The sequence below is a fragment of the Vibrio sp. B1FIG11 genome, from assembly GCF_905175335.1.
Classification (GTDB): Bacteria; Pseudomonadota; Gammaproteobacteria; order Enterobacterales; family Vibrionaceae; genus Vibrio; species Vibrio campbellii.
On the sequence record NZ_HG992751.1, the window covers coordinates 2,454,143 to 2,478,114 of the forward strand.

Annotated in this window: 21 protein-coding genes; 14 read left to right on the forward strand and 7 right to left on the reverse strand. The window is 45.4% G+C overall.

Annotation, left to right across the window (positions count from 1 at the left end; translation table 11 throughout):
• Positions 1-117 precede the first annotated feature (117 nt).
• Both KHO06_RS11335 and KHO06_RS11340 read right to left on the reverse strand, forming a co-directional pair.
• On the reverse strand, positions 118-633 hold the full coding sequence (locus KHO06_RS11335) for a GNAT family N-acetyltransferase (protein WP_045368636.1): 516 nt from the start codon (positions 631-633) through the stop codon (positions 118-120).
• A 15-nt stretch (positions 634-648) separates the two neighbouring features.
• Positions 649-1,353: a GNAT family N-acetyltransferase gene (locus KHO06_RS11340; protein ID WP_045378314.1), complete on the reverse strand. Its 705-nt coding sequence runs from the start codon at positions 1,351-1,353 to the stop codon at positions 649-651.
• A gap of 348 nt (positions 1,354-1,701) precedes the next feature.
• On the opposite strand from KHO06_RS11340, the gene ushA reads away from it, so the two are divergent.
• The gene (gene ushA, locus KHO06_RS11345; RefSeq protein ID WP_012128270.1) at positions 1,702-3,438 is read left to right on the forward strand and encodes a bifunctional UDP-sugar hydrolase/5'-nucleotidase UshA; all 1,737 of its coding nucleotides are present in this window, start codon (positions 1,702-1,704) and stop codon (positions 3,436-3,438) included.
• A 445-nt stretch (positions 3,439-3,883) separates the two neighbouring features.
• The gene (locus KHO06_RS26815) at positions 3,884-4,105 is read left to right on the forward strand and encodes a hypothetical protein (RefSeq protein WP_038889567.1); all 222 of its coding nucleotides are present in this window, start codon (positions 3,884-3,886) and stop codon (positions 4,103-4,105) included.
• A 118-nt stretch (positions 4,106-4,223) separates the two neighbouring features.
• Here KHO06_RS26815 and KHO06_RS11355 read toward each other — a convergent pair whose 3' ends face one another.
• Positions 4,224-4,472 carry a DUF1289 domain-containing protein gene (locus KHO06_RS11355; protein ID WP_010646041.1) on the reverse strand — a complete coding sequence of 83 codons (249 nt, stop codon included), beginning with the start codon at positions 4,470-4,472 and terminating at the stop codon, positions 4,224-4,226.
• Positions 4,473-4,692: 220 nt separating this feature from the next.
• On the opposite strand from KHO06_RS11355, the gene KHO06_RS11360 reads away from it, so the two are divergent.
• Positions 4,693-5,136, forward strand: coding sequence for an META domain-containing protein (locus KHO06_RS11360; protein ID WP_012128273.1), 444 nt, complete (start codon positions 4,693-4,695; stop codon positions 5,134-5,136).
• 80 nt (positions 5,137-5,216) lie between these two features.
• On the opposite strand, the gene KHO06_RS11365 is transcribed toward KHO06_RS11360, so the two are convergent.
• The 4 genes from KHO06_RS11365 to KHO06_RS11380 all read right to left on the reverse strand — a co-directional run bounded on the left by KHO06_RS11365 (position 5,217) and on the right by KHO06_RS11380 (position 10,259).
• Complete coding sequence (locus KHO06_RS11365; RefSeq protein WP_212581601.1) at positions 5,217-6,707, reverse strand: SulP family inorganic anion transporter; 1,491 nt, start codon at positions 6,705-6,707, stop codon at positions 5,217-5,219.
• A 340-nt stretch (positions 6,708-7,047) separates the two neighbouring features.
• Positions 7,048-7,716, reverse strand: a complete 669-nt coding sequence (locus tag KHO06_RS11370; RefSeq protein WP_212581602.1) for a hypothetical protein — start codon at positions 7,714-7,716, stop codon at positions 7,048-7,050.
• A 151-nt stretch (positions 7,717-7,867) separates the two neighbouring features.
• The gene (locus tag KHO06_RS11375; protein ID WP_212581603.1) at positions 7,868-8,464 is read right to left on the reverse strand and encodes a response regulator; all 597 of its coding nucleotides are present in this window, start codon (positions 8,462-8,464) and stop codon (positions 7,868-7,870) included.
• A complete protein-coding gene (locus tag KHO06_RS11380) occupies positions 8,454-10,259 on the reverse strand; it encodes a sensor histidine kinase (protein ID WP_212581604.1) in 1,806 nt (601 codons plus the stop codon). The genes KHO06_RS11375 and KHO06_RS11380 overlap by 11 nt, the downstream gene beginning before the upstream one ends.
• 309 nt (positions 10,260-10,568) lie before the next feature.
• Between KHO06_RS11380 and KHO06_RS11385 the strand changes: the two genes are divergently transcribed.
• From KHO06_RS11385 to norR, 11 genes are all read left to right on the forward strand, one after another.
• Positions 10,569-11,552: a rhodanese-like domain-containing protein gene (locus tag KHO06_RS11385; protein ID WP_212581605.1), complete on the forward strand. Its 984-nt coding sequence runs from the start codon at positions 10,569-10,571 to the stop codon at positions 11,550-11,552.
• 20 nt (positions 11,553-11,572) lie between these two features.
• On the forward strand, positions 11,573-13,369 hold the full coding sequence (locus KHO06_RS11390; protein ID WP_212581606.1) for an FAD-dependent oxidoreductase: 1,797 nt from the start codon (positions 11,573-11,575) through the stop codon (positions 13,367-13,369).
• Entirely contained in the window at positions 13,366-14,136 is a 771-nt protein-coding gene (locus KHO06_RS11395) for a (Fe-S)-binding protein (RefSeq protein WP_005478886.1), read from the forward strand. Before KHO06_RS11390 ends, KHO06_RS11395 begins: the two co-directional genes overlap by 4 nt.
• A gap of 55 nt (positions 14,137-14,191) precedes the next feature.
• Complete coding sequence (locus KHO06_RS11400) at positions 14,192-14,869, forward strand: TVP38/TMEM64 family protein (RefSeq protein WP_010449063.1); 678 nt, start codon at positions 14,192-14,194, stop codon at positions 14,867-14,869.
• A 338-nt stretch (positions 14,870-15,207) separates the two neighbouring features.
• A complete protein-coding gene (locus KHO06_RS11405; protein WP_038889474.1) occupies positions 15,208-16,365 on the forward strand; it encodes an ABC transporter substrate-binding protein in 1,158 nt (385 codons plus the stop codon).
• Positions 16,366-16,374: 9 nt separating this feature from the next.
• Positions 16,375-18,084, forward strand: a complete 1,710-nt coding sequence (locus tag KHO06_RS11410) for an ABC transporter permease (protein ID WP_212581607.1) — start codon at positions 16,375-16,377, stop codon at positions 18,082-18,084.
• Positions 18,050-18,697, forward strand: a complete 648-nt coding sequence (locus tag KHO06_RS11415) for an ATP-binding cassette domain-containing protein (RefSeq protein ID WP_005425724.1) — start codon at positions 18,050-18,052, stop codon at positions 18,695-18,697. The genes KHO06_RS11410 and KHO06_RS11415 overlap by 35 nt, the downstream gene beginning before the upstream one ends.
• Complete coding sequence (locus KHO06_RS11420) at positions 18,690-19,298, forward strand: CDP-alcohol phosphatidyltransferase family protein (RefSeq protein WP_212581608.1); 609 nt, start codon at positions 18,690-18,692, stop codon at positions 19,296-19,298. The genes KHO06_RS11415 and KHO06_RS11420 overlap by 8 nt, the downstream gene beginning before the upstream one ends.
• A 431-nt stretch (positions 19,299-19,729) precedes the next feature.
• Positions 19,730-20,179 (forward strand): AraC family transcriptional regulator, encoded by a 450-nt coding sequence (locus KHO06_RS11425; protein WP_045378282.1) that lies wholly within the window; start codon positions 19,730-19,732, stop codon positions 20,177-20,179.
• Between the two features lie 132 nt (positions 20,180-20,311).
• Positions 20,312-21,517, forward strand: a complete 1,206-nt coding sequence (locus tag KHO06_RS11430; protein ID WP_212581609.1) for an MFS transporter — start codon at positions 20,312-20,314, stop codon at positions 21,515-21,517.
• A gap of 519 nt (positions 21,518-22,036) precedes the next feature.
• Positions 22,037-23,566, forward strand: coding sequence for a nitric oxide reductase transcriptional regulator NorR (norR, locus tag KHO06_RS11435; protein ID WP_045398097.1), 1,530 nt, complete (start codon positions 22,037-22,039; stop codon positions 23,564-23,566).
• Positions 23,567-23,972: the final 406 nt, after the last annotated feature.

The following is a 23,972-nucleotide window of genomic DNA, read 5'->3' on the forward strand; positions in this document are numbered from 1 at the left end:
TTTTACTATTTAAGGCAGAAGCAAATGTCCCCTACTCTTTGAATCTGATAAACAACTCTCGAATCGACCAAGTTTTGCATTGAGTATTTCAGTGAAAACGAATTTCAGCTGAGACAATTAGGTACGCGCTATGTACTTCACCAGCGTCACATCGTTCAACGTCATGTCATCAATCACTTCCGACTCTTCCTCACCAGAGCGCACAAAACCACACTTCTTGTAGAAATTGAGTCCCTGCTTATTAGTATCTAGTGCCTTAAGGCTAATTTGCATCACAGGCGTTGAGAGTAAACGAGTTTCTAATTCATCAATCAGAGCACTGCCTGCTCCTTGTCCGAAATACAAAGGCGACACATAACAACAGGTCACAATCGCAGTTTTGTCTTCGCTGGAGTGATTAGGCAGTTCATAACTTAGAAAGCCGACGATCTCTTTCTGCTTCTCTACAACAATGAGGTTTGCCAGTTGCTCTGTCATTACTCGCGTCCACATTCGCTCTCGACGCTCTCGAGTAAACTGGTCAATATAGCTCTGTGGCATCAGTCCTCTGTAGGCAACCTGCCATGAATCAACGTGTATTTTGGCGATCTGATTCGCCTCGTCTCTCACTGCATTTCTAACTGTATATCCCATTGCCTGCCTTTCTTATCACTCCGGAGTAAATACTCTTTGACGACTGTACGCTTCAAAACCCAAAGATTGGCACAACTTTATTGAAGGCGTGTTTTCAATATTTACTCGATATCTAACTTTACGCTGCCTCGACTTCACCTCACTAACTAAATGAGCAAGCAGCCGTTTCCCATATCCTTTCCCTCTTGCTTCAGGAGAAACCAATATGGATAAAGACTCAAACGGTTCTTTCCCTTTATAACAATAAGAAGCCAGCACAGCGACCAACGCTTTGTTATCGAAAATGCCATAAAAGAAATGGCTATCGAGGTCAAAATCCGCTTTGAGGATATCTTCTTCACTCATTCGACTTACAAACGATTCAAGTAACTCGAGATCAGACTCAATAGAGAGAGAAATTATCCCATCGTCTTGATTGATTTTGCCGTCATTAAATAAATAGTAGTCGACATCGTCATATTCACAGAACAATTGCTTATTATTTAATTTTCTCTCGAGTTCACTTGGCTGAACATGTTTAATTTTGTCCCATAGATTTTCGGGGCAAGATATAAACGTGCAGTCGTCAGATTGGTATAAAAATACAGCACAAAGATCGGAGAACTTTTGCCAATAGTGAGGGTCATATGAATAGCCATTGTACAAATTACAGCTCACTTTGAACTGCTTTTGCCAAGAGCAATCGATTTCCGCGGAAAGTGCGGTTGTTTTTTTGAGCATCCCTTTCTCTCAATACAGCGTACAGAAAATTATAACTATTTATTTCTCAAGCAGTAAGAAGACATGATTTTGCTAAAATAATCATCAAAGTTTGCTTTATATCTCACCAAAATCCGTATTGATTCACAAAAATAAAATACTTTCAGTTAAACTGCTCACGAATTTAGACAAGTAATCAATAACCACCTTCCAAAATACGATTTCTGTTTATTTGGCGACATGCCTTGCAGCCCTGTTAATTCCTGTATCCGATAGAACTGTAAATAAGATATAGATCACTAAAGTTTCACACTAATTCCGTATATTTCACGCCGTAACAATAACAAAATCACAAAGAAAGGATCCCTTATGAAGTTTTCCAAATCCCTTTTGGTACTTTCGGTCGGTATTGCCATGGCAGGTTGTTCTGATGATGAGACCATTATCGTTCAAGCTCCTGATGGTGACGTAAACACGTGTTTTACCGCTGAGTCATGTACTAAGTTCACGGTTCTTCACACTAACGACAACCACGGTCGTTTTTGGGAAAACAGCAAAGGCGAGTACGGCATGGCTGCACGTAAAACGCTTATCGACTCTATTCGCGCAGAAGTAGAAGCAAACGGTGGTGAAACCATTCTGCTGTCTGGTGGTGACATCAACACAGGTGTTCCAGAGTCAGATATGCAAGATGCAGTGCCAGACTTCGTAGGTATGAACCTTCTAGGTTACGACGCAATGGCGGTTGGTAACCACGAATTTGATAACGCACTGTCTGTACTAGACATGCAAGCAGAGCTAGCAGACTTCCCAATGCTAGCAGCGAACATCTACAAAAAAGATGCTGATGGCAATGTTACCGACGAGCGTTACTTCGACCCTTACCAAGTGTTCACAGTTAACGGCCTTAAAGTTGCCGTAATCGGTCTGACAACAAAAGACACAGCGAAACTGGTAAACCCAGATAACGTAGCAACTATTTACTTCGAAGACCCACAAGTAGAGATTCAAAAAGTACTAGGTGAAATTGAAGCAAATGAAGACGTTGATCTAGTATTTGCAACCACGCACATGGGCCACTACCAAGATGGTCAACACGGTAGCGAAGCACCTGGTGACGTTCTATTAGCTCGCTCAGTAAAAGACGGTAAGCTAAATGCAATCATCGGTGGTCACTCACAGAACCCTGTGTGTATGGAACCAGGCACTAACGACTACGCAGACTTCAAACCTGGCGACGACTGTATGCCTGACCGCCAAAACGGTACTTGGATCATGCAAGCACATGAGTGGGGTAAATATGTAGGTCGTGCGGACTTTGAATACTACGATGACAAGCTTCACCTAGCGAGCTACGAGCTGATTCCAGTTAACCTTAAAGCGAAAGATGAAAATGGTGACTACCAATTCATCGGTGAAGAGATCCAACCTGACGCAACAGTGAAATCAACACTGCAGCCATACCAAGACCAAGGTCAAGAACTACTAGACGTAAAAGTTTCTGAGACTGACGGTAAACTTGAAGGTGACCGTAGCGTAGTTCGCTCTCAACAAACAAACCTTGGCCACCTATTGGGTGAAGCGTACCGTACTTACGAGCTAGTTAACGCTGACTTCGGTGTAATGAACTCAGGTGGCGTGCGTGATTCAATCGCAGCAGGTGATATCACTTACCGCGACGTACTAACGGTACAACCTTTCGGTAACTTCGTGACTAAAGCAACCATGACGGGTGCAGAAGTGAAAGAGTACCTAGACGTAGTAGCGACTAAGTCAGCAGGTTCTGGTGCTTACGCTCAACTTGATAACATCAAACTAACTGTCGATTGTGATGCGAGCGACGTAACGATTACAGACATCAACGGTAAAGGTTTCGATCTAGCAGAAACTTACACCTTCTCTGTAATCAGCTTCAGCGCTGCGGGTGGTGATGATTACCCAATTATTGATGTTGAGTCTACTCAAATGACAGATGCATCTGTACTACGTGAATTCTTCGTTAAGAACCCTCAGATTTCTGCAGAAGATTACAACAAGAACCTAGGCAACATCGAATACTTTAGCAACGGTGAAGCGGTGAAAGGCTGTCCTGCGACAGGTAGCTAATCTGCACTATTCTTGTCTACACTTAGATGTTGACAGCCATTCGGTTGCATAACAATCGAACCAAAGGCGTGTCAGACTGACTCTAAGCCCAACCGGAGCCCAAGCGGCTCCGGTTTTTTTATTGGCGCTAAATCTCTGATAAAACGCCACCTTCAAAAATCGTTCAAAAATTGTTCATTTGTGTTATTGACGCCCCTGTTCGAGACTTCTATGTTTGATAAGGTCTTTCAAATAAGCAGATTCATTAACTGAGTTTTAGGAATCTTTTTGATTCACACAGAAAATGATTCTGGGAAAGATGTGAATGGCGTTACAAACACTGCTCTCAAACAATTTGTCTCTCGGACTTCAAACGAAAGCGATGGGCTTCTACGCTATCGCTAATGAGCAGCGATCTGAACGCCAATGTGTTCAAACTGCTGCCATCGAGTTCTGGAGGTCAAAAATGAAACGAGCCAGCAACAGCTATAGACTGCAGATAATTAAAGAAGTGGTCACCCGTAAAGAGCGTGAAGCGTGTACTGACCCAATGGCAAAATACATTCACCAATTGATGGATGAATTGCCCACAAGTAAATTAGAGGTAGAACAAAATCACCGCTTCGCTGGGAGTCACTTCGACGAACAAGCAGGAGGCTGGGTAAGCGACCAATGGTCATTAAAATAACGCCAATCGCTCATATTGTTGGGCGAGAAAATGGATAGGAATTTCCCGGCTCTCTTTTGGATAATCATTTCAAACTGGGCCGGGAATCATTATGAAACGAGAACGATAGGATGAATAACTAGAACAGATCTTGTTGCGGTGAGGCATCATCTTGAGGCAACTCTGTTTTCCCCTTCCCTGCTAATACCTTTCTTCTGTATCGCTGACGACACAGCTTAATTACGTGCAACTGCTGCGCAGGAGTAAAGCTCAGCCAATTAAACCGCTCTTCTCTTTTACGCATGCATCCCTTGCAATAACCTTTTTCGTCAGACGTACAAACTCCAACACAAGGACTTGGGACGGTAAAAAACTCCAATTGCTCCATGCTCAACCCGTTCTTCCGCTCACTTATTTGAGTCCGATACGTTTATAATCAAATAACCATAAGAAATTTCGAAGTTTTCGGTGAATTTCAATACCGAGAATGGGATCTCTGTTATAAAATACGCCGTGTTTAAAAACATACGAAACCATAACCGTATGCTGACAAAAACAGTGTTTTATTACCTATACTTACCACGTTTTCTAAAAACGGAGTCAATAAAATGAAGCTTAGCCTAAAAACGTTAGTAGCAGCAATCTCACTTCCAGTTCTAATGACTGCATGCGCTAGCAACGGTGACAATGTGAAAGAAATTACGGCTCAAGATCTACAACACCACAACTGGCAGTTGGTTCAAATCGATGGCAAAAACATCGCTGCAGAAGAGCGTCAAGCTCCTCGCCTAGAGATTGGTGAAAACCTAACTGCAAACGGCAACGCTGGTTGTAACAACTTCTTCGGTCAAGCAGAACTGAAAGACAACCAACTACGCATCGAGAAAATGGGCATGACCATGAAGATGTGTATGGAAGACCAAATGAAGATTGAAAAAGTAATGTCTGAAACGCTTTCTGATTGGAGCGACATTACTCTGACTAACGAAGGTCTAGTATTGAAAAATGCAGACCACGAACTAACGTTCGAATTGCGTGACTGGGTAAACTAATCCCGTATTCGTTTTGAGGCAATCGGTCTCTGACAGAATAAGTCTCTAAAAAAGCAGCCAATGGCTGCTTTTTTTTGCTTCTAATGTCCCATACCTTGTTTAGCAAGCTTTTCTGGATCGTCATAAACCGCGTGACGATCAATCATATCCAGCGTCGCTTCGTTCATGCCGGTCACGGCGACTATCGAGCCCCCTTTTCGAAACTTAAGAATCGCTTTATCCAGTGCCGATATCGCGGTGATATCCCAAAAATGCGCATCGGATAAATCTATCGTGATATATTTCGTCGCAGTATCAAAGTCGAACATATCGGTAAAGCTGTAAGCGGAAGCAAAAAAGATTTGCCCATGAACTTTGTGAATCGTATGGTCGTTATCGACAATGACTTCATCCGAAACCTTCATCAAGGTGCGGCTTTGATTCACATAGAAAACACACGCTAATAAAACGCCTACCAGCACACCGATTGCGAGATTGTGGGTAGCCACAACAGCAATCACCGTAGAAACCATAATTACGTTCGTCGGCAAGCTGTGCTTGCGCATATCCGCAATGGAGTGCCATGAGAAGGTACTAATGGAGACCATGATCATCACTGACACAAGTGCCGCCATCGGGATTTGCTTTAGGTAATCCCCCAAGAACACCACCATGACCAGCAAAAACACACCGGAGCAAAGCGTTGATAAACGTGTTCTACCGCCAGACTGAATATTGGTCATTGACTGACCAATCATCGCACAACCAGCCATCCCACCAAACAGAGACGCGACCATATTCGCAATGCCCTGTCCTTTGCACTCATCATTCTTTTCACTTTCGGTATCCGTAAGCTCATCCAAAATGGATGCTGTCATTAATGATTCAAGTACACCAACAATGGCTAATGCTAACGAATAAGGGAAAATGATTTGTAGAGTTTCGAGGTTGAAGGGAATATCGGGAATAATGAACACAGGGAGCGAATCGGGCAAATCCCCCATATCTCCAACCGTTCGGATATCGATATCAAACATCAACGTAATCACCGTCACCGAGATAATGCAAACCAATGGAGAAGGCAGCATTTTTCCGATTTTCGGTAGGTATGGGAACAAATAAATGATGGCTAAACCTAGCGCGGTCAAAGCATAAACTGGCCAAGAAACATCAGTCAGTTCAGGCAGTTGAGCCATAAAAATCAGAATTGCCAAAGCGTTAACGAACCCTGTCATAATAGACTTGGATACAAAACGCATTAAATCCCCTAGCCTCAAATAGCCGATTAACAGTTGCAGCACACCAGCGAAAAACGATGCGGCAAGCAAGTATTGCAAACCATGATCTTTAACTAAGGTGGTCATCAATAACGCCATCGCTCCTGTTGCCGCGGAAATCATTCCGGACCTTGAGCCTGTAAACGCAATCACGACGCAGATGGAAAACGAGGCATACAACCCCACTTTAGGGTCGAGTCCCGCAATAATAGAGAATGCGATAGCTTCTGGAATGAGTGCCAGTGCTACAACAACTCCTGATAAACAATCTCCTTTAACATTGTTGAACCAAGTATCTTTTGTAAATTTAAACATAAATCTCTCATAAACGTATTGCCTTAATTGGTGCATTGCGCACGGTGAAGGGATTGATGCAAACGCATCTGAGAGATCGTTCTAGGGCGGACTAATGAGCAAAAAGCACCTTCCTTAATCGTCAATTAAAAATTCATGGTTTCCTCGAAATGAGACAGTAAAAAACAGGACTGGCCTCATCAGAGGTGTGCTTTATATCACTTCAAAAATGTAATTTGTAATAAATTCTTACAAAAGTAGGTAAATCCACCTACAAACAACAATAAAAAAGCGCCTCTCAAAGGAAGCGCTTATGCATCATTAACACTTTGTTATATCGAAGTTTATTTTCATTTAAGCATCAGAATGACTGCTGAGAATAAGACTCCCCGTCAAAACCACTCAATTGCTCATACGCTTTAGACAGAATTGCAATCCCGATGATGGTGACTACAAAGCTCAGTAGACTCATTAAGAAAGGCAGTTGCAAAAACGCCAATGGCGACATCGCCAACCCGAACAGAAGCGGCACTAAAATAACCACGCTCATCATGTACCAAGTATGGCCTTTGGTCAGATTCCATGCGTAAGGAAAAGAAACACCTTTACCAATCGCGATGGCAGGAAAAACCAAGACTAATCGACAACACACAACGCTTAACGCTAATAGCGCGATAGCTGCTAGGACAAGATTAATCATCGCGCAAACCGCAGCCACAGCGACCACCGCCACGGTCATGGCCAAGTAGTGGCCGATAAACCACATTTCGATTTTTCCAAACGTGAAACGTCCCCACTGCGGCACAGACTGAGGGCCTTTCAAAATGATGCTGTGAACGTTGATTGCAACGATTGCAGATAAAAGAGCCATCAAGATCTGAACAAGAATAGGAGCGACATCCCCTTGCGCTGAGTTCAAAACAAGATCCAGCATCAGAGAAAGGAGAATGGGTAACGCCGTTGCTTTCGCAATAGCCTGTTTATTTGCACTCAATGATGAGAAAGCGCTTTTAACGGTATCGACAAACATAGTTGGATTCTAATTAAGATTAAGGTTTATTCTGGTTGCTGATGTTATCTTCCTGATATCAATTGAGCAAACCTTTCCCTAAATATCATTAGGTTACAATGAATATTTCGACCTAAATACTTTCATGTATCGATACCAAAATACACTGAAGCTAAATTAAATGCCCCACTTTATGGATCAACATCGCTAAGCTCTCTGCTTCGAGCTTCTTCATCACGTTAGAGCGATGCACCTCAATCGTTCTCAAAGATACGCACAATAAGTCCGCCATCTCTTGGTTTTTCATCCCTTTCACCACTAAGCCAAGCACTTCTCTTTCGCGCTTAGTCAGATTCTGTAGAACTTGTTTTGCACCAAGCTTTTCACAGTTTTTGATCGACTGTGCCATCGCATCGTCTACGGCGACAACCAGAGCGTTGCCATCAACTGGCTTTTGGAAGAAATCTAACGCACCATCTTTGAGTGCATCCACCGCCATCGGGATGTCGCCGTGCCCTGTCAGGTAAATCACACTGATTGGACTGAACTTCTCGTTCATGAAGTGGTGAACATCTTGGCCCCGTATCTCTGGCATGCGGCTATCAAGCAAAACGCAGCCGGGTGATGATAAATCGGCATTATCGAGAAACGCTATCCCGCTAGAGAAAGTCTCAACCTCATAACCATAGCTTTCCAACATAAACGCCATGGATTCCAATACTGGCTCTTCATCATCAACGATATAGAGCGGACAAAGGTTACGACTCATGACAAGCCTCCTGATACGGTAAAACAATGGTCACCTGACACCCTGTTGGATCAATTGACCTAAATTGAATGCTGCCTTGATGGGCATCAAGCACATCACGACAAATGGCTAAACCTAAGCCCAGTCCATTTTCTTTAGTGGTGTAGAAGGCTTGATCTAATGGTGTCTCTTGCTCTTCGATACCAATGCCATTGTCCATCACATCGATAATCACCATCTCATCGCAAAAGCTAACGTGGAGATCCACATACAAATCTTCGCGCTTCGGAACATGGCTCAAACAGGCATCTTTTGCATTGTTCAGAACATTGAGAATGACTTGCTGTAGACCAGTGGCATCAGCAAAGACTTTTTGTGGCTCGCCAGAGTAAAGCACTCCCAATTGAATTCGGTGTCGTTGAAACTCGTAATCCACCAGCTTCATTGCTTCTTCAATTAACGAAGCTAAATCCACCCAGCTCTTTTCAATTGGCGTTTTGTTTATCAAGCTACGAAGGCGCTGAATAATGTCACTTGCAGAAGTGACCTGCTGTTGAATTTTATCGAGGATTGGTGCCATCTCTTCGGCAGTAGCACCTCGCTCCATACGTACCTTAGCCCCTTGGCTGTAGTTCTTTATCGCGGCCAGAGGTTGATTAATTTCATGCGCGAGACTACTACCAAGCTCACCGACAATGGTGATTCGCTGCGCGTGCTCAAGCATGGAACTCTTGCGGCGCAAATCATTCATGGTGGTTTTTAGCGTTTCGCGACTGCGCTGAAACTTCCACTCCAGCCAGAAGTGATAGCCCGTCAACAGCAGTAAAGTCAGTAAAGACGCCATCGCAATGGCTTGGTTCTTATGCAGCCACTCTTGCGCTTTTTGTCCCCAAGATTTTTGCAGCGGATGCATGTCTAAGTGCTTGTAAACTTTATCTACATTGATGCTCGGCGCAGGCAGCATCCAACCGACATTATTTGCGGCAATCGCTGCCGGGTGGTCTTCTGGCATTGCGAATAGAGTTTGTGCCACCATCTGACCAACATCGACTGGTGCGCGTTCCGTCATCGCCATCGTCCAGTTTGGGTACAGTGGCGTACTCACCGCGCAAACGGAATCTGCAGGACGCTTCTCATTCAATACACGTAGGTTATGCAGTTGAATACGCCCCTCTTTCGCCATGTTCTCTAAAGTACAAGCAGGAACGATCGCCACATCGAGATCGTTCTCGATCACGTCCAAAATCAGCTGATCCGTCGGTGGGCCAGTAAAGTGGATCTTTTCAAAGAATGATGATTTGAAGTAGCCCAGTTTATCGAGCTCGTAACGCAGCGCGAGAAAACCACCAAACGCTTTTTCCGATACCGCCGCAACATTGGCTTTATTGATGTCTTTCAGTGTTTTAAAAGGCGATTCTTCACGTACAACCACCACCGAAGCAATCGACTTATTTGGTAAATCACTGTAAGCGGTTTTCTGCGTTGCCAACCAGTTGATTGGGTATTCGCGAGCAAGTTTGGTCGCCTGCCCTGGACTAGTTAGAATGAAGTCGAGCCAACCGTGCAAAAATGCATCTTCAAGCTGGTCGAAATCGTAAGTATGTAGGTTAAATTGATAGCCAGGATTCTGAGTCTCCAGCCAATCCAAAGTCGGTTGCCATGCTTCTCGCGCATGTGCGTGTCCACGCAGCGCTAAAACACCCACATCGTAGTCTGTTCTCTGTACTTTTTGGTCATTAGCAAAAGCAAAAGAGGTGAAGAAAAAAGAGAGAGCAAAAATGAAAAGAATAAACTTTTGAGAATAATTATCAATCACTTACAAAGTACTACCAAAATACGGCTGTGGCGCATTTTACCACCATTCCCCCCTGCTACTTTGTTGCTTTAGATCAATCCCACATCATTATTGTGGGAAACCACAATATCGCCATTTAAACGATTTCCTCAGAATGCCTTACCCATAAAGGGGTAGAGCGCATTTTCACCTGTTTTAAATCATGAACACCCAAAATGAATAAAAAACGTTCATGCCTGTACTCCCCCTTCAAAAGCATTCTATCTGTCGAACTGTCGAAACATCGAAGGTTCGGCAGCAAAACTTTAAATTAAAATATGGAAGCAACTCATGAAAAAATCGACGATTGCGTTGGGTGTGTTCGCCGCCGTTACAGCGGTTGGCTACTCAGCTTACAATACGATGTTTTCGGCTGAGGCTGTGACTGTGGATGCTGCTGCTCAAGAGCAGAAGTTCACACAGTACGCTCACCCAGAACACTTCATTTCTGCACAACAACTGAAGTCGCTGATGGATAGTGACAAAGACTTGGTTGTGATCGGTGCGCTAAACCCTATTAAGCCAGATAGCCCTATTTCTGGTTCTTACACTATGTGGCGCAACGATTACTCAGCAGCTGAAGACGCCTACGACTTCGGTGGTATGAGCAACAGCACAGAAGAGATGGAAACGATTCTGGGCAGCTTCGGCGCGACAGCAGACAGCACAATCGTGGTTTATGCCGCGGGCTCTCACCACGATGCAGCTCGCCTTTACTGGCAAATCCATAATCTTGGCCACCAAGACGTTCGTTACCTTGACGGTGGCTTGAACGCTTGGATGGGCGCTGGTTATCCGACAGGCTCTGCAAACCAAAGCGTGGCAGCGGTTGAATACAACGCACCGAACACACAACAAGATAACAATGCCCTAGCAACGCTCGATATGGTTATCGCAGCGCAAAACAACCCTGATTGGGTGATCCTAGATACTCGCGGCAACGACGAGTTCAACGGTGAGGTTTCGGTTTCTGGTGCGTACGGCCCTGGCACAATCCCAAGCAGTGTTCACATTAACTGGACTAAAGCGCTGAACGAAGACACAACGCTGAAATCAGCAGAAGAACTGCAAGCCCTTTACGGCGACATCATCAAAGGCAAAAAAGTCATCGCTTACTGCCAATCTGGTGTTCGCTCTGCCCACACCACCATGATTCTTACTGAAGTCCTCGGTGCAGAAGGCGTCTACAACTACGACGGCTCATGGATCGAATACAGCCACGCTCACTACGAGCAAAAGAATCCTGAAGTGAACGTTATCAACGGCAAGAGCTAATCAACACGGAACCGCAGTGAATGAACAATGTAATTTTTAGCCAAAAGCTATTCGACACCGCTCAAACGATTGTCGATGGTTGTATGGGTGATGCCGATCCGGCATGTCAAACCGCATGTCCAATGCACACGGACGTAAAACAGTACGTTCGCATGGCAGGCGAAGGGAATTTCCAAGGCGCTCTGGATCTGATCCGCAGCAAACTATTCCTTCCTCAAACTCTTGGCCGTATTTGTGCCCACCCTTGTGAAGCGTCTTGTCGTCGTAACACAGAGTTCGGTCAGCCGATCAGCGTAGCGGGCATCAAACGTTTCGTCGCAGAGAAAATGGATAACCAAGATCACTGGGATCTCAACATTGCCCCTCTGACAAACAAACACATTGCGATCGTAGGTGCTGGCCCTGCTGGCGCGCAAGCGGCGATCGAACTTCGTCGTCAAGGCCACGAAGTAACGATTTACGAAAAGCTAGACGTATACGGCGGCATGATGCGTGTGGGTATCCCTGAATACCGTCTACCACGCGATGTTATCGATTTCGAATACAGCTACCTAGCGATGCTGGGTATTAAAACTCAGTTTGGCGTTGAGATCGGCAAAGACATTAGCTTCGACACTCTACGTAGCAAACATGATGCTGTGATTCTGGCTCACGGTGCACACGTAGGCTCAATCATCCCTCTGCCGGGTCATGACAACGATGGTGTGTTCTCTGCCGTTGAGTACCTAAAAGAGATTTCAGAAACCCGCCAATTCCCACGAGCAGGTAAACGCGTGATGGTTATCGGTGGTGGTGACGTTGCAATGGACTGTGCACGCTCTTCATGGCGTATTGGTGCAAGCGACGTTTACCAATGCTCACTTGAGAGTCTTGAAAACCTACCGGCAAGCCAAGTCGAAATCGACGAGTCACTAGAAGAAGGCGTCGAATTCAACGCAGGTTGGGGCCCAGTCGCTATTGAACATGAGAACGGCAAAGTAACCGGCATTACGATCAAGAAAGTACTGTCTATCTTCGACGAGCAAGGCAACTTTGCTCCTCAATACAGCGAAGAAAGCAAAACCATCTCTGTGGATACGGTTGTTTTCGCTACGGGCCAAATCGTCGCAGACATTACTGACGGTGCACTAGAACAAACTCGCGGCGGTCGTTACGTTGTCGATAAACAAACACTAGCTTCTAGCCTAGAAGACGTATTCGTAGCCGGCGACGCATGTGGCGGTAACATCGTGATTGAAGCGATGGCATTGGGTCGTAAAGCAGCAATGAGTGTTGAGCGCTTCCTAACGGCTCGTCCGCTGACTGTCGATCGCGACTTCGAGCAAGAATACAGCTACTCATCTCGTCTAGAAGTACCACTACCAAAAGGTACGGTAGATACCCCTCGCCTACACGGTGAATTACGTGACGCTGAAGAGCGTAAACAAGATTTTTCCCAAGTGGATTTAGGCTTTACTGAAGCGCAAATCAAACTAGAAGCCTCTCGCTGTCTTCAATGTAGCTGCAAGCTATGTATGACCGAGTGCATCATGATGAATGACTTCAGCGATTGTCCGAAGACCATCTTCTCTGACTTCGTGAACAACAAGTCAATGGACCCACTGATGGCTTACTCATGTAACGCCTGTGACCAGTGCACCATCGTATGTCCGAAAGACTTCCCAATGAAGGAAATGTTCCTAGGCGCACGTGCGGACTTTGTTAAGGCAAACAATGGTGAATCACCAATGCCGGGACACAAAGCAATCAACATGCACCAGAAGCTGGGCTTCTCAAAAATCTTCACTATGGCAAAACGAGCGGTATCGACAAAATGAGTAATAAAGTATTTATGCCAGGATGCAGCTTGCCATCCTATTCACCAGAAGGCGTAGCGGCAATCGCAAGCTACCTAAAAGAAGTATTCCCTGAGATGGGCGCAGTGCAGAAGTGCTGTGGCAAGCCAACCGCGGCTATCGGTCAAACAGAGAAGTTCAAAGAGCGTTACGGCCAGCTTCAAGCTGACTTTGACAAGCTGGACGCACAAGAAGTCATCGTGGCGTGTCAAAGCTGCTACGGCATGATCAAAAAATCAGGTGGGACACAAAAGCCAGTTTCATTGTGGAAACTGCTTCCTGAGATTGGTCTGCCAGAAGCATTACGCGGCAAAGCAAAAAACAGTGATGTGGTATTCACCATTCACGACTCTTGTTCAACTCGCTACGAGAAAGAACTGCAAGACGGCATCCGTTGGATCTTAAATGAACTTGGTTACAAAACCTCTGAGCCAGAACACACACGCGAAAACACGCGCTGCTGTGGCTTCGGCGGCATGGTTGTACCAGCAAACCCAGACGTGGCCACACGTGTAATCAAGCGCCGAGTTGAAGAGTTCGAGACAGACTACGTCGTAGTTTATTGCTCAGCTTGCCGTGCATCCATGATGGGTGTTGGCACGAAATCTTGGCACATTCTGGATCTGATGTTCGGCCCTGTGATCATGCAAGGTGATGAGCCGCCAGTCAACGTACTCGCTAGCCCTGTGAAAGCTTGGTTCAACCGCTACAAATCAAAAGCGGGTCTGATCAAGTGTATGTCTGTATAACTGCCTCGGTGTCGTTATCTCTGTTTAATTATTAGGTTTAAGTGAAGTTGAACTTATGAAATTCGTAAAAATCGCTCTTATCGTCGCTGTTGTAGCTATTGCTCTGTTCGCGGCAAAACAAACTGGCATTCTTGAAATCATCACTGACATCAAGAGTCTACAAGATTGGATCGCAAGCTTTGGTGTGTGGGGCTACGCCGTATTCGTAGCAGCATTCGTGTTTGCGTGTGTTTTCCTACTTCCGGGCAGTGCGTTCACCATTGTGGCAGGTATCGTATTTGGTCCTATCAAAGGTGGGGTATTGGCGCTGTTTTCCGCAACGCTTGGCGCAGTGGCAGCATTCATCGTTGCGCGCTTCCTGCTTCGTAATACCATCATGAAGAAGTTTGGCGACAACCCAATCTTCAAGAAAATCGATGATGGCGTAGCAGCAAATGGTACAAGCTTCTTGATCCTAACGCGTCTTGTGCCTGTATTCCCATTCAGCCTACAAAACTACGCTTACGGCCTAACCAGCCTAAACCTAGGTACTTACGCTCTGGTTTCGCTACTAACAATGGCACCAGGTGCATTCATTTTCGCTTACATGGCGGGTGATATCGCAACAAACGGTGTGTCTGCAATGCTGCTAGTGAAATTTGCAGTGGCAGGCCTTGTGTTGTTTGGCATGTCTCTGATTCCAAAATACATCGCGAAGAAAAAAGGCATCAACATGGAAGAATTAGCGAAGTAATCCGGTCTATCCATTATTGACGCCAAAAGAGTGCGACTTATCGGGAGTTGCACTCTTTTCATTGCTACTAATTTGCTCACACTTTGCCCTTCAATTGGTGACTTTTAAGGCCAAAAACTGACGTGGATTGGTATGACCTCACAAGGCGAGTAATTCTCTGAATCTATTATCAAATTCGCGTTGATAATAAAGCGAGATAGATTACTATCCACCTTGAGGGAAAGGAGCTTCCAGCGTGGTTTATACCCATAGTTTTAGTGCTGAAAACAAACGATTTTCATCGCATGGGTATACAGAGCTCCAAAATGAAAACAAAGATAAATAAACACGGATTACGTATGAAAAAGCTACTTAGCACCATTGGCATTTTAGCCACCACTTTTGCCACCTCCTCTTTCGCTGCTTCTCACTCAGAAGAATGGCAAAAAATCGAACAACAAGCTGACGGTCAAACCGTTTATTTTCATGCTTGGGGTGGCAGCCAAGAGATCAACCGCTATCTCCATTGGGCACGCAAAGAGCTTAAATCTCGCTACAACGTGACGCTTAATCACGTCAAAGTCACTGATATTTCTGAAACCACTACTCGTCTTATTGCTGAAAAAGCCGCAGGAAAAAACAGCGGCGGCAGTGTTGATATGGTTTGGATTAATGGTGAAAACTTCAAATCAATGAAAGACAACCAACTGCTGTTTGGTCCTTTCGTAGAAGGCTTACCAAATTGGCAATATGTAGATAAAACTCTACCTGTTGACGTCGACTTCTCAGAGCCAACCGATGGCCTAGAAGCACCTTGGGGTGTCGGCCAACTCGTATTTATTCACGATGAAGAAACTCTGAATAACCCGCCTCGCTCTTATGCAGAAATGCTGAGTTACGCTAAAGCGTTTCCGAACCGTCTGACTTACCCTCGCCCGCCCGAGTTTCATGGTACCAGCTTCATCAAGTCTCTACTGATTGAGTTGAGTCACAACGATCCAGTGCTGCAAAAACCAGTAACGGAAGAATCATTTAAAGCCGTCACACAACCACTATGGGCATACCTAGATGAATTCCATAAAGTGGCATGGCGCGGTGGTAAGCAATTTCCTGGCGGTACTGCCGAGTCCATTCAACTGTTGGATGACGGTCAAATCGACCTAGCGGTGACCTTCAACCCGAACGCGGTTTTCTCTGCGCAATCGAGCGGCAACCTTGCAGAAAGTACGAAAGCGTATGCGATGGATGCAGGGGCACTGTCGAACATCCACTTCTTGGCGATTCCTTGGAACGCAAATGCCAATGCAGGTGCACAAGTTGTTATAAACTTTTTATTAAGCCCTGAAGCGCAATCTCGCAAAGGTGACATTAATACTTGGGGTGATCCTTCAGTGCTAAGCAGTCAATACCTAACGGGTACGGCTAAGAATACCCAGCAATTCAAATCTATCGAGGAGCCACATCCTAGCTGGCAAGCCGCGCTAGAAAAAGAATGGCTGAAACGTTACGGGAATTAATACACACCCATGTTAAGAGCGCTGTATCTAGTTATTATCGCAGTTTGTATATTACCAACCATTCCGGGCCTGCTCGGAGTGGTGGTCTCTGCGCTCGGCTATGTCCCTCCGATTGGTCTTCACCACTTCTCGCTGGATGGCTTTAGTGCCGTCTTCGATTGGGAAGGCGTATGGACTTCCATTGGCCTGACTTTCTATTCCGCCATTTTCAGCAGTTACCTTGCTTGCTTAATGACGTTTGCGATTCTGCAAGCTTCTTGGGGGAGTAAATTCTGGCGTAAGATTGAGGTCAGCCTTTCTCCACTTCTCGCCATGCCACATGTGGCGTTTGCGATTGGTTTTGCTTTCCTATTTGCGCCGACTGGCATGGGTGTTCGCGTACTCAACCAAATGTTTGGTTACGATCCAAATGCCCAAACAGTGAATGACTTAGCACTGCTAATCAAAGACCCATACGCACTGGGTTTGATCATCATGCTTTCCATTAAAGAAGTGCCGTTTTTATTGTTGATGAGCATCCCTATTCTTCAGCAATTAAAAGTCGAGAAGATTGAAAAAGTCAGCCATTCGATGGGTTACAGCTCCGCGCAAGCGTGGTGGAAATGCGTTTTCCCACAATGGTTAGCGAAACTGCGTTTCCCTATGTTGGCCGTTCTAGCTTACAGCTTATCCGTTGTTGATGTGGCGCTCATTATTGGCCCAACCAACCCTCCGACATTTGCTGTGTTGATATGGCAATGGTTTAACGATCCTGACTTATCCCTGCTGCCGAGAGCGGCGGCAGGTGCAGTGATGTTGTTTGCCATTGCGAGCATCTTGATTGGTTTTGCTCGCCTCGTGGAATGGACCATCACTAAGGGCTTTAAACGCTGGCAATACTCCGGCCGCAGCGGCTTCCACTTACCGGGCAAAACTTTGTTCTCTATGATTGCACTACTCGCACTGTTAATGGTGCCACTTATGGTGGTGTGGAGCTTCGCTCAACGTTGGCGATTCCCTGACTTATTGCCGAGCCGTTATAGCTTACGTTTTTGGGAATACGAGTGGCAAAGTATTCTTGGCACGCTCGAGCAAAGCATGTTGATTGCGGTGATCAGTGCATCTATTGCCCTTGTACTGGCGCTGATTGCTCATGAATACCGATTACGTTACCGCTGGCAGGTGCCGGGATACATCATTGCCGTGCCAATGTTGATCCCCCAGCTATCTGTGTTGTTTGGTATGCAAGTCGTCACGCTGTATCTTGACAGCAACGCGTACTTCTTCTGGGTATGCTGGGCTCACGTGTTCTTTGCGTTCCCATTTGTTTATCTGTCCTTGGATGGCCCTTGGCGCAGCTTCGACAATGGTTTAACTCGTGTCGCTCTCAGCCTTGGTAAATCACCGATGCAGGCTTGGCTAAAAGTCAAACTGCCGATTCTTCTGCCAGCAATTGCTTTTGCTTGGGCGGTGGGCATTAGTGTTAGCTTGGCGCAATACCTACCTACACTCGTGCTGGGCGCTGGTCGCATCAGCACCATAACAACAGAAGCGGTAGCCCTCTCAAGTGGCTTCGACCGTCGTGTCACCGCGATTTACGCAATTTGGCAAGCTCTCTTGCCGTTAATGTTCTTCTCTTTTGCGATTCTACTTAGTCGTTTACACGTTAAGTATCGCCGGTTGTCTATTAAAGGTTTACTACCGAATGAGTCTTTGTCTCGAAAACCTCGCCATCCGTAAAACCAATGGCGACACACTTTTCTCTGCCTTCAACATGACGGTAGAGAAAGGTGAGATTGTTACCCTGATGGGCCCAAGTGGCTGTGGCAAATCCACCTTGTTGGATGCCATCGCTGGTCACCTGTCTTCCGAGTTCGACTATTCAGGCTCAATCACGCTCGACAATGAAAAGCTGGATGCTTTACCTGCGCACAAGCGCCAAGTCGGCATTCTTTTCCAAGACGATTTGCTCTTTCCGCACCTAACCGTGTGGGAAAACCTTGCGTTCGCACTACCCAATTCAATCAAAGGGGCTGAGCGTAAAGAGCGCGCGATGCAGGCTTTGAAGCACATCTCGCTAACTAAACTTGCAGAGTCTTTCCCTGATCAAATCTCAGGCGGCCAGCGCGCGCGTATTGCCCTCACTCGCATGTTGTTGGCAAAACCGAAAGTTGCCCTGCTCGATGAGCCATACAGCAAGCTGGATAAAGATCTGCGTGTACAGTTTCGTAACTGGGTCGTGGAGCAACTTCAACAAGCCAATATTCCTGCCTTAATGGTGACTCACGATGAAGACGATATTCCAGAAGGCAGTCGCTGCCTGAACTGGCCTTGGGAGACAAGTCATGCTTGATAGCCTGAGTATCAAAATCATTAAGTGGCCATTGGCACAGAGTGCGAAACTGATTGATAAATGTGGTGTGACGGCTAACCAAACCACGCTGTTTGGTTTCGCCCTTGGCTGCTTTGCACTTCCTGCCTTGGTAGCAGAGCAATACACGCTTGCATTAGCGTTTATTCTGCTCAACCGAATTTGTGATGGATTAGATGGTGCGTTGGCAAGAATTCAAGGCATCACCGATGCCGGAGGCTTCCTTGATATAAGCCTAGACTTCTTGTTCTATTCTCTGATCCCATTCGGCTTTGTACTAGCAAATCCAGAACAGAACGCCGTTGCGGGCGCATTCTTGATCTTCTCGTTTATTGGTACAGGAAGCAGCTTCTTAGCATTTGCGATCATGGCGGGTAAACGTGGTATCGATAACCCTGTCTACAAGCATAAATCTCTGTACTACATGAGCGGTCTGACAGAAGGCACAGAGACCATCGGTTGCTTCGTGGTGTTCTGTTTGTTCCCTCAGCACTTTGCCGTGATTGCGTACATCTTTGGTGCAGCGTGTTGGTTTACTACGTTTACGCGCATTTACTCTGGATTTCAAACATTAAAGTCGTAACCTTCCCCACGTTAAGAAGCATGTTGGCGCGAAAACAAAAACGATTGGCGCCAGTAAAAAAAGATTCAGTCAAACTCGTGTAAACTATAGGCTCGTAGTCCAATTTTTTATTCATTGAACTATGAGCCTCGAAATAGATAAACAATGACATCAAAAAGAAGGTGAATTTGGAAGATAAAAGACTGATTCTCAAACAATATGAATCACATCGGCCGCCAGGAGATTTTCACACTCATAGTTATTCACATCTCGCCTACGTGCACCAAGGGTGTCAAATTGTATCAACGGACAAGCATAGTCTGTTATCCATGCCGGGCTCATTAGTCTATATTCCAGCCTATACACCGCACCGAGCAGAGTTTCTAAAGCGCTCGCAGGTTTCTCTTCTTAAGCTACCCTCCAACTCAACCCCAAATATAAAAGCAGTCTGTATGCTGGACGTTTCACCAATCATCACACAGTTGTTCAGTGTTTGGAAAAACAAGACTCAAGATCCCAAGTTAGCCGACCAATACATAGATGTTCTTATCGACCAGTGTTCTCGTTGCGCACCGACAACTCACCCTTTCGTCGCGCAGGGTAGCATGGACCGACGCCTATTAATCATAATCGAAGCGCTCTCTGATAAACCAACCATTAAAATGTCTATCTCGCAGTTATCGCAAAAGACTGGTGCGTCAGTGCGAACATTAAACCGATTGTTCCTTTCGCACTTCAAAGCTTCTTTCAAAGAGATCCGAAATAAAGTAGTCATGGAGCGAGCGGAGCAAATGATGAAAAAAGGCATAAGCGCAACGGTTGTTGCGTTTGAGCTTGAGTATTCAAGTCTCTCTTCTTTTTCGACTGCTTATAACAAGCATCAAAAGCAAAATATTGATTAACGGTCAAATATGTACAGTGACCAGTCGATATGGCGCGTTTTGTAAACAAACTGTCAGCTACCCAAAAGCTTTAAACGACGCACCTCTCTACCATGTTTAACTACTCCTTTAACAAGGCATGAGGTTAAACGAATGTCCAAACTCCAGATCATATTTATCAGCCTAATCATGGCGTCCAGCTATTTTTTTGCCTCGAGCATGTATGTGCCAAGCCTCCCCGAGATACAGAATGCTCTGCACACCTCAGAGGCACTTGTGCAACAATCTTTGAGCGTATTTTTTATTGCACTAGCATGCAGTCAACTACTCGCTGGACCTTTTTCCGAAAGATATGGAAGGAAGCCCGTCGCCTTACTCTCAGCCGTCATTTTTGTGGCAGGCTCAGCGCTGTGCGCCCTATCACAAAGCATCGAGTCTCTTCTGATTGGTAGAGTTGTACAAGGTTTTGGCGTAGGAGGACTCTACTTGCTTTGTAGAACAATACTACAAGACGCTTTCGAAAAATCGGAACTTATGGGGATACTTGCCTGGTATGGGATTATTTTTATGAGCTTACCAGGCTTAACTCCAATTCTAGGTGGGTACCTCACAACACATTTTAGCTGGGAAGCAAACTTTATCTTTTTGCTCGGCCTAGCGGTTGTGACATTGCTTGTCATCGCAGTAATTAAACGCGAGACAATCAGTCAACATAACCCGGACGCAATCAAACCTAAACAAATGCTAAAAGACTATGCTTTTATCACTTCAAACCTAACATTTTTGTGTTATCTCACAATGATGATCAGCGGCACGAGCTGTCTTCTACTTTTCCAAGTGATGGGCTCCTTCGTTGCTCAAAACCAATTTGACATCTCAGTAGCAGATTTTGGATTAGGTGCAATGACGTTAATGATCAGTAGCGTGGTATCACGATTATTTTGGAATCAGTTCTTAAAGAACCGCCTAAGTGAGAATCTGACGCTTTTCTTCGGCTGCGTAATCCAAGTTTCAGGCTGTGCCCTGACTACATTCAGCCTTATGGTGAAAAGCTATTCATTCATGTTGTTGGGGTTCTGCGTGATGTCATTTGGAGTTGCGTTCTTACTTGCTATCGCGGGCGTTTCCGCCTTGTATATGTTTCCGAAACACAAAGGGCAAGTTGGCGCGATTTATGGAGCATTACAGATGATAGGAGCATTTGGTTTCACCTACGGTTTATCGATGTTGCCTGCGACTCAGAGTATGATGGTACTCACTAGTTGGATGCTAGCTATGACAAGCGCTATCGCATTTTTCATCATCTTCATTGAGCAACGTAGAGCAGTAGGACAAACATACACGCTCTCTGAAAATTAGTTCTTCAGAACACCACTGCTCGCTATTTGTTACCCTGATAACTAACAGGGGTTTGGCCTCAAAGTTTCCATTCTGTTGAGGCCAAATTTCTCCTATCAGAATAACCAGCCGAAAATAAGCTGTGAGAGTACAATTCCCAACATAAAACTCGGTAAGTGCCAAGTCTGCTGCTTAGCTCGGTAATACTCTTTTTGTATATCTTCTTGGTAGCTCTTTATGGCTAATTCTTTAATGTAATTATTATGCATAACCTATCCTCATGACGTTTTGGTGTGCGGAGGATAAAAGCTCAAGTTAACTTTAGGTCAACAGTAAAATATCAATTTCGGATAACATTATTTCCGTAGGCTAAATTCCTTACGCTTAGCCGTTAAACTCAACCAGTTGCATTTGTTTGTATCGCAGTAATGCAGCTTCACTTGATCGTCGTCAATGGAACATCAATCTCTCACACCTTTCGATGTTCAAATGACATCAAGTTGCTAGCATGAGCCCATTCAAGCTAACTCCGGGCCTGTTATGACTCCTACTGTCGATCACGTACTTCTCAATATCGCACTCAACCTGAGCTCAAATCGCTCTCATGAGCAGCAATACCAAAACCTGATTGATGGAGTGGCACAAGTGTTCCCTTGTGATGCGAGTTGTCTGTTTATCTTTGATGAAGATGGCTTCCTAACGCCCGTTGCAGTAAAAGGCCTATCGAGTTCAGTACTCGGTCGCCGCTACTTTCCTAAAGCTCACCCACGTTTAGAGGCCATCATTCATAGTCGTGAGCCGGTTCGCTTCGACGCTGATTGTGCATTGCCCGATCCATTTGATGGAACACTTTTAACGGAAGATCAGTGTATTGATGTCCATGACTGCATGGGCTTTAGCTTGTACGTCGAAGGACAACTTGTTGGCGCGTTAACCATGGATGCGCTTGCTGTTGGCGCGTTTGATCATATCGACCCAGTAGCTATCGAAACCTTCGCGGCACTAACGGCGGCAACACTACGTAACATTGCGCAATTAAAAGCCCTTAAAGCGCAGAACCAGAAGCAAAAGAGCGTCACGCAAACCCTGATCCAACAGGCGCGCTCACAACACGGTGACATGGTCGGCCTAAGCCCACAAATCAATCAATTACGAAACAACATTGCGACTGTTGCTCAGTCGGATTACGCAGTATTAGTAACGGGAGAAACGGGGACCGGTAAAGAGCTTGTTGCTCATTCAGTTCATGCTCAATCTCATCGCAGCGATAAACCGATGATTTACGTAAACTGCGCTGCCCTACCCGAAGGTCTGGCGGAGAGCGAACTGTTTGGCCACGTAAAGGGCGCTTTTACAGGAGCCAATAGTCATCGTGCAGGTAAGTTCGAACTGGCTGATGGCGGTACAATCTTCTTAGATGAAGTGGGTGAATTGCCATTGATTTTGCAGGCAAAACTGTTGCGAGTTATCCAACAAGGTGAGCTGCAACGTGTGGGCAGCGATCAGCATTTGATGGTTAACGTGCGAATCATCGCAGCCACCAACCGACAGTTAGAAAAAGAAGTAGAAGATGGCACATTCCGTGCGGATCTGTTCCATCGTTTAAACGTATTCCCAATCAAAGTGCCACCATTGCGCGCGCGTGATGGCGACATTCCGGTTCTTGCAGGATATTTGTTAGAAAAAGTACGCCAGCAATTTAACGCACCAAACCTTCACGTTCACCCTAAGGTACTGACTCAACTAGAATCTCTGCCTTGGTACGGTAACGTTCGAGAACTTGAACACACCTTAACGCGAGCTGCGTTACATGCGATTCAACAAGGCGCGAGCACCATCATGCTCAATCACTTTGACACTTCATTGGCATTGGATGATGTAAAAAACACATCGCATTACTTGCCAAAAGAGAGTCAGCCAATGCGTGAGTTAGTCGAGAGTTATCAACGTGACTTGATTGAACACGCTTTAAGCCAAACCGGTGGGGTTTGGGCAAAAGCAGCAGAGTTTTTACAGATGGATCGAGGCAACTTGTATCGCATGGGTAAAAAGCTCGGCATTAGCAAATAGAAGCCACTACTTCGCTCTCTTCTCTTGAAGGGACAGAAACTTACGTCTTAAAAAGATAGATTCCGGATGGCTCACTTAGGCTCGTCCGGAATGACTACTAGCCCGAAGCAGAGCGAACCGACGAAGGAGCGCAATCGGGAATCTCTTACCTACACAAAGCCACACTAACTTTTCTTCCGTTTAACAAGTACTTCCACTTTCGATTGTTCGAGCGTTTCTCACGCGTTGTTTTTCTCATCACATCTGTATTTTTGTTGTCATTTGTACATCATTCACGTTGTCACAATCACATCAACAACGTCCCCCAACAAGAACAAAGTTATTTAAAATCAATAAGATAATAATTGGCACGCTTTCTGCTCTATTGGAGAAAACAAAACGACTATTACTACAATCACTGGAGAAC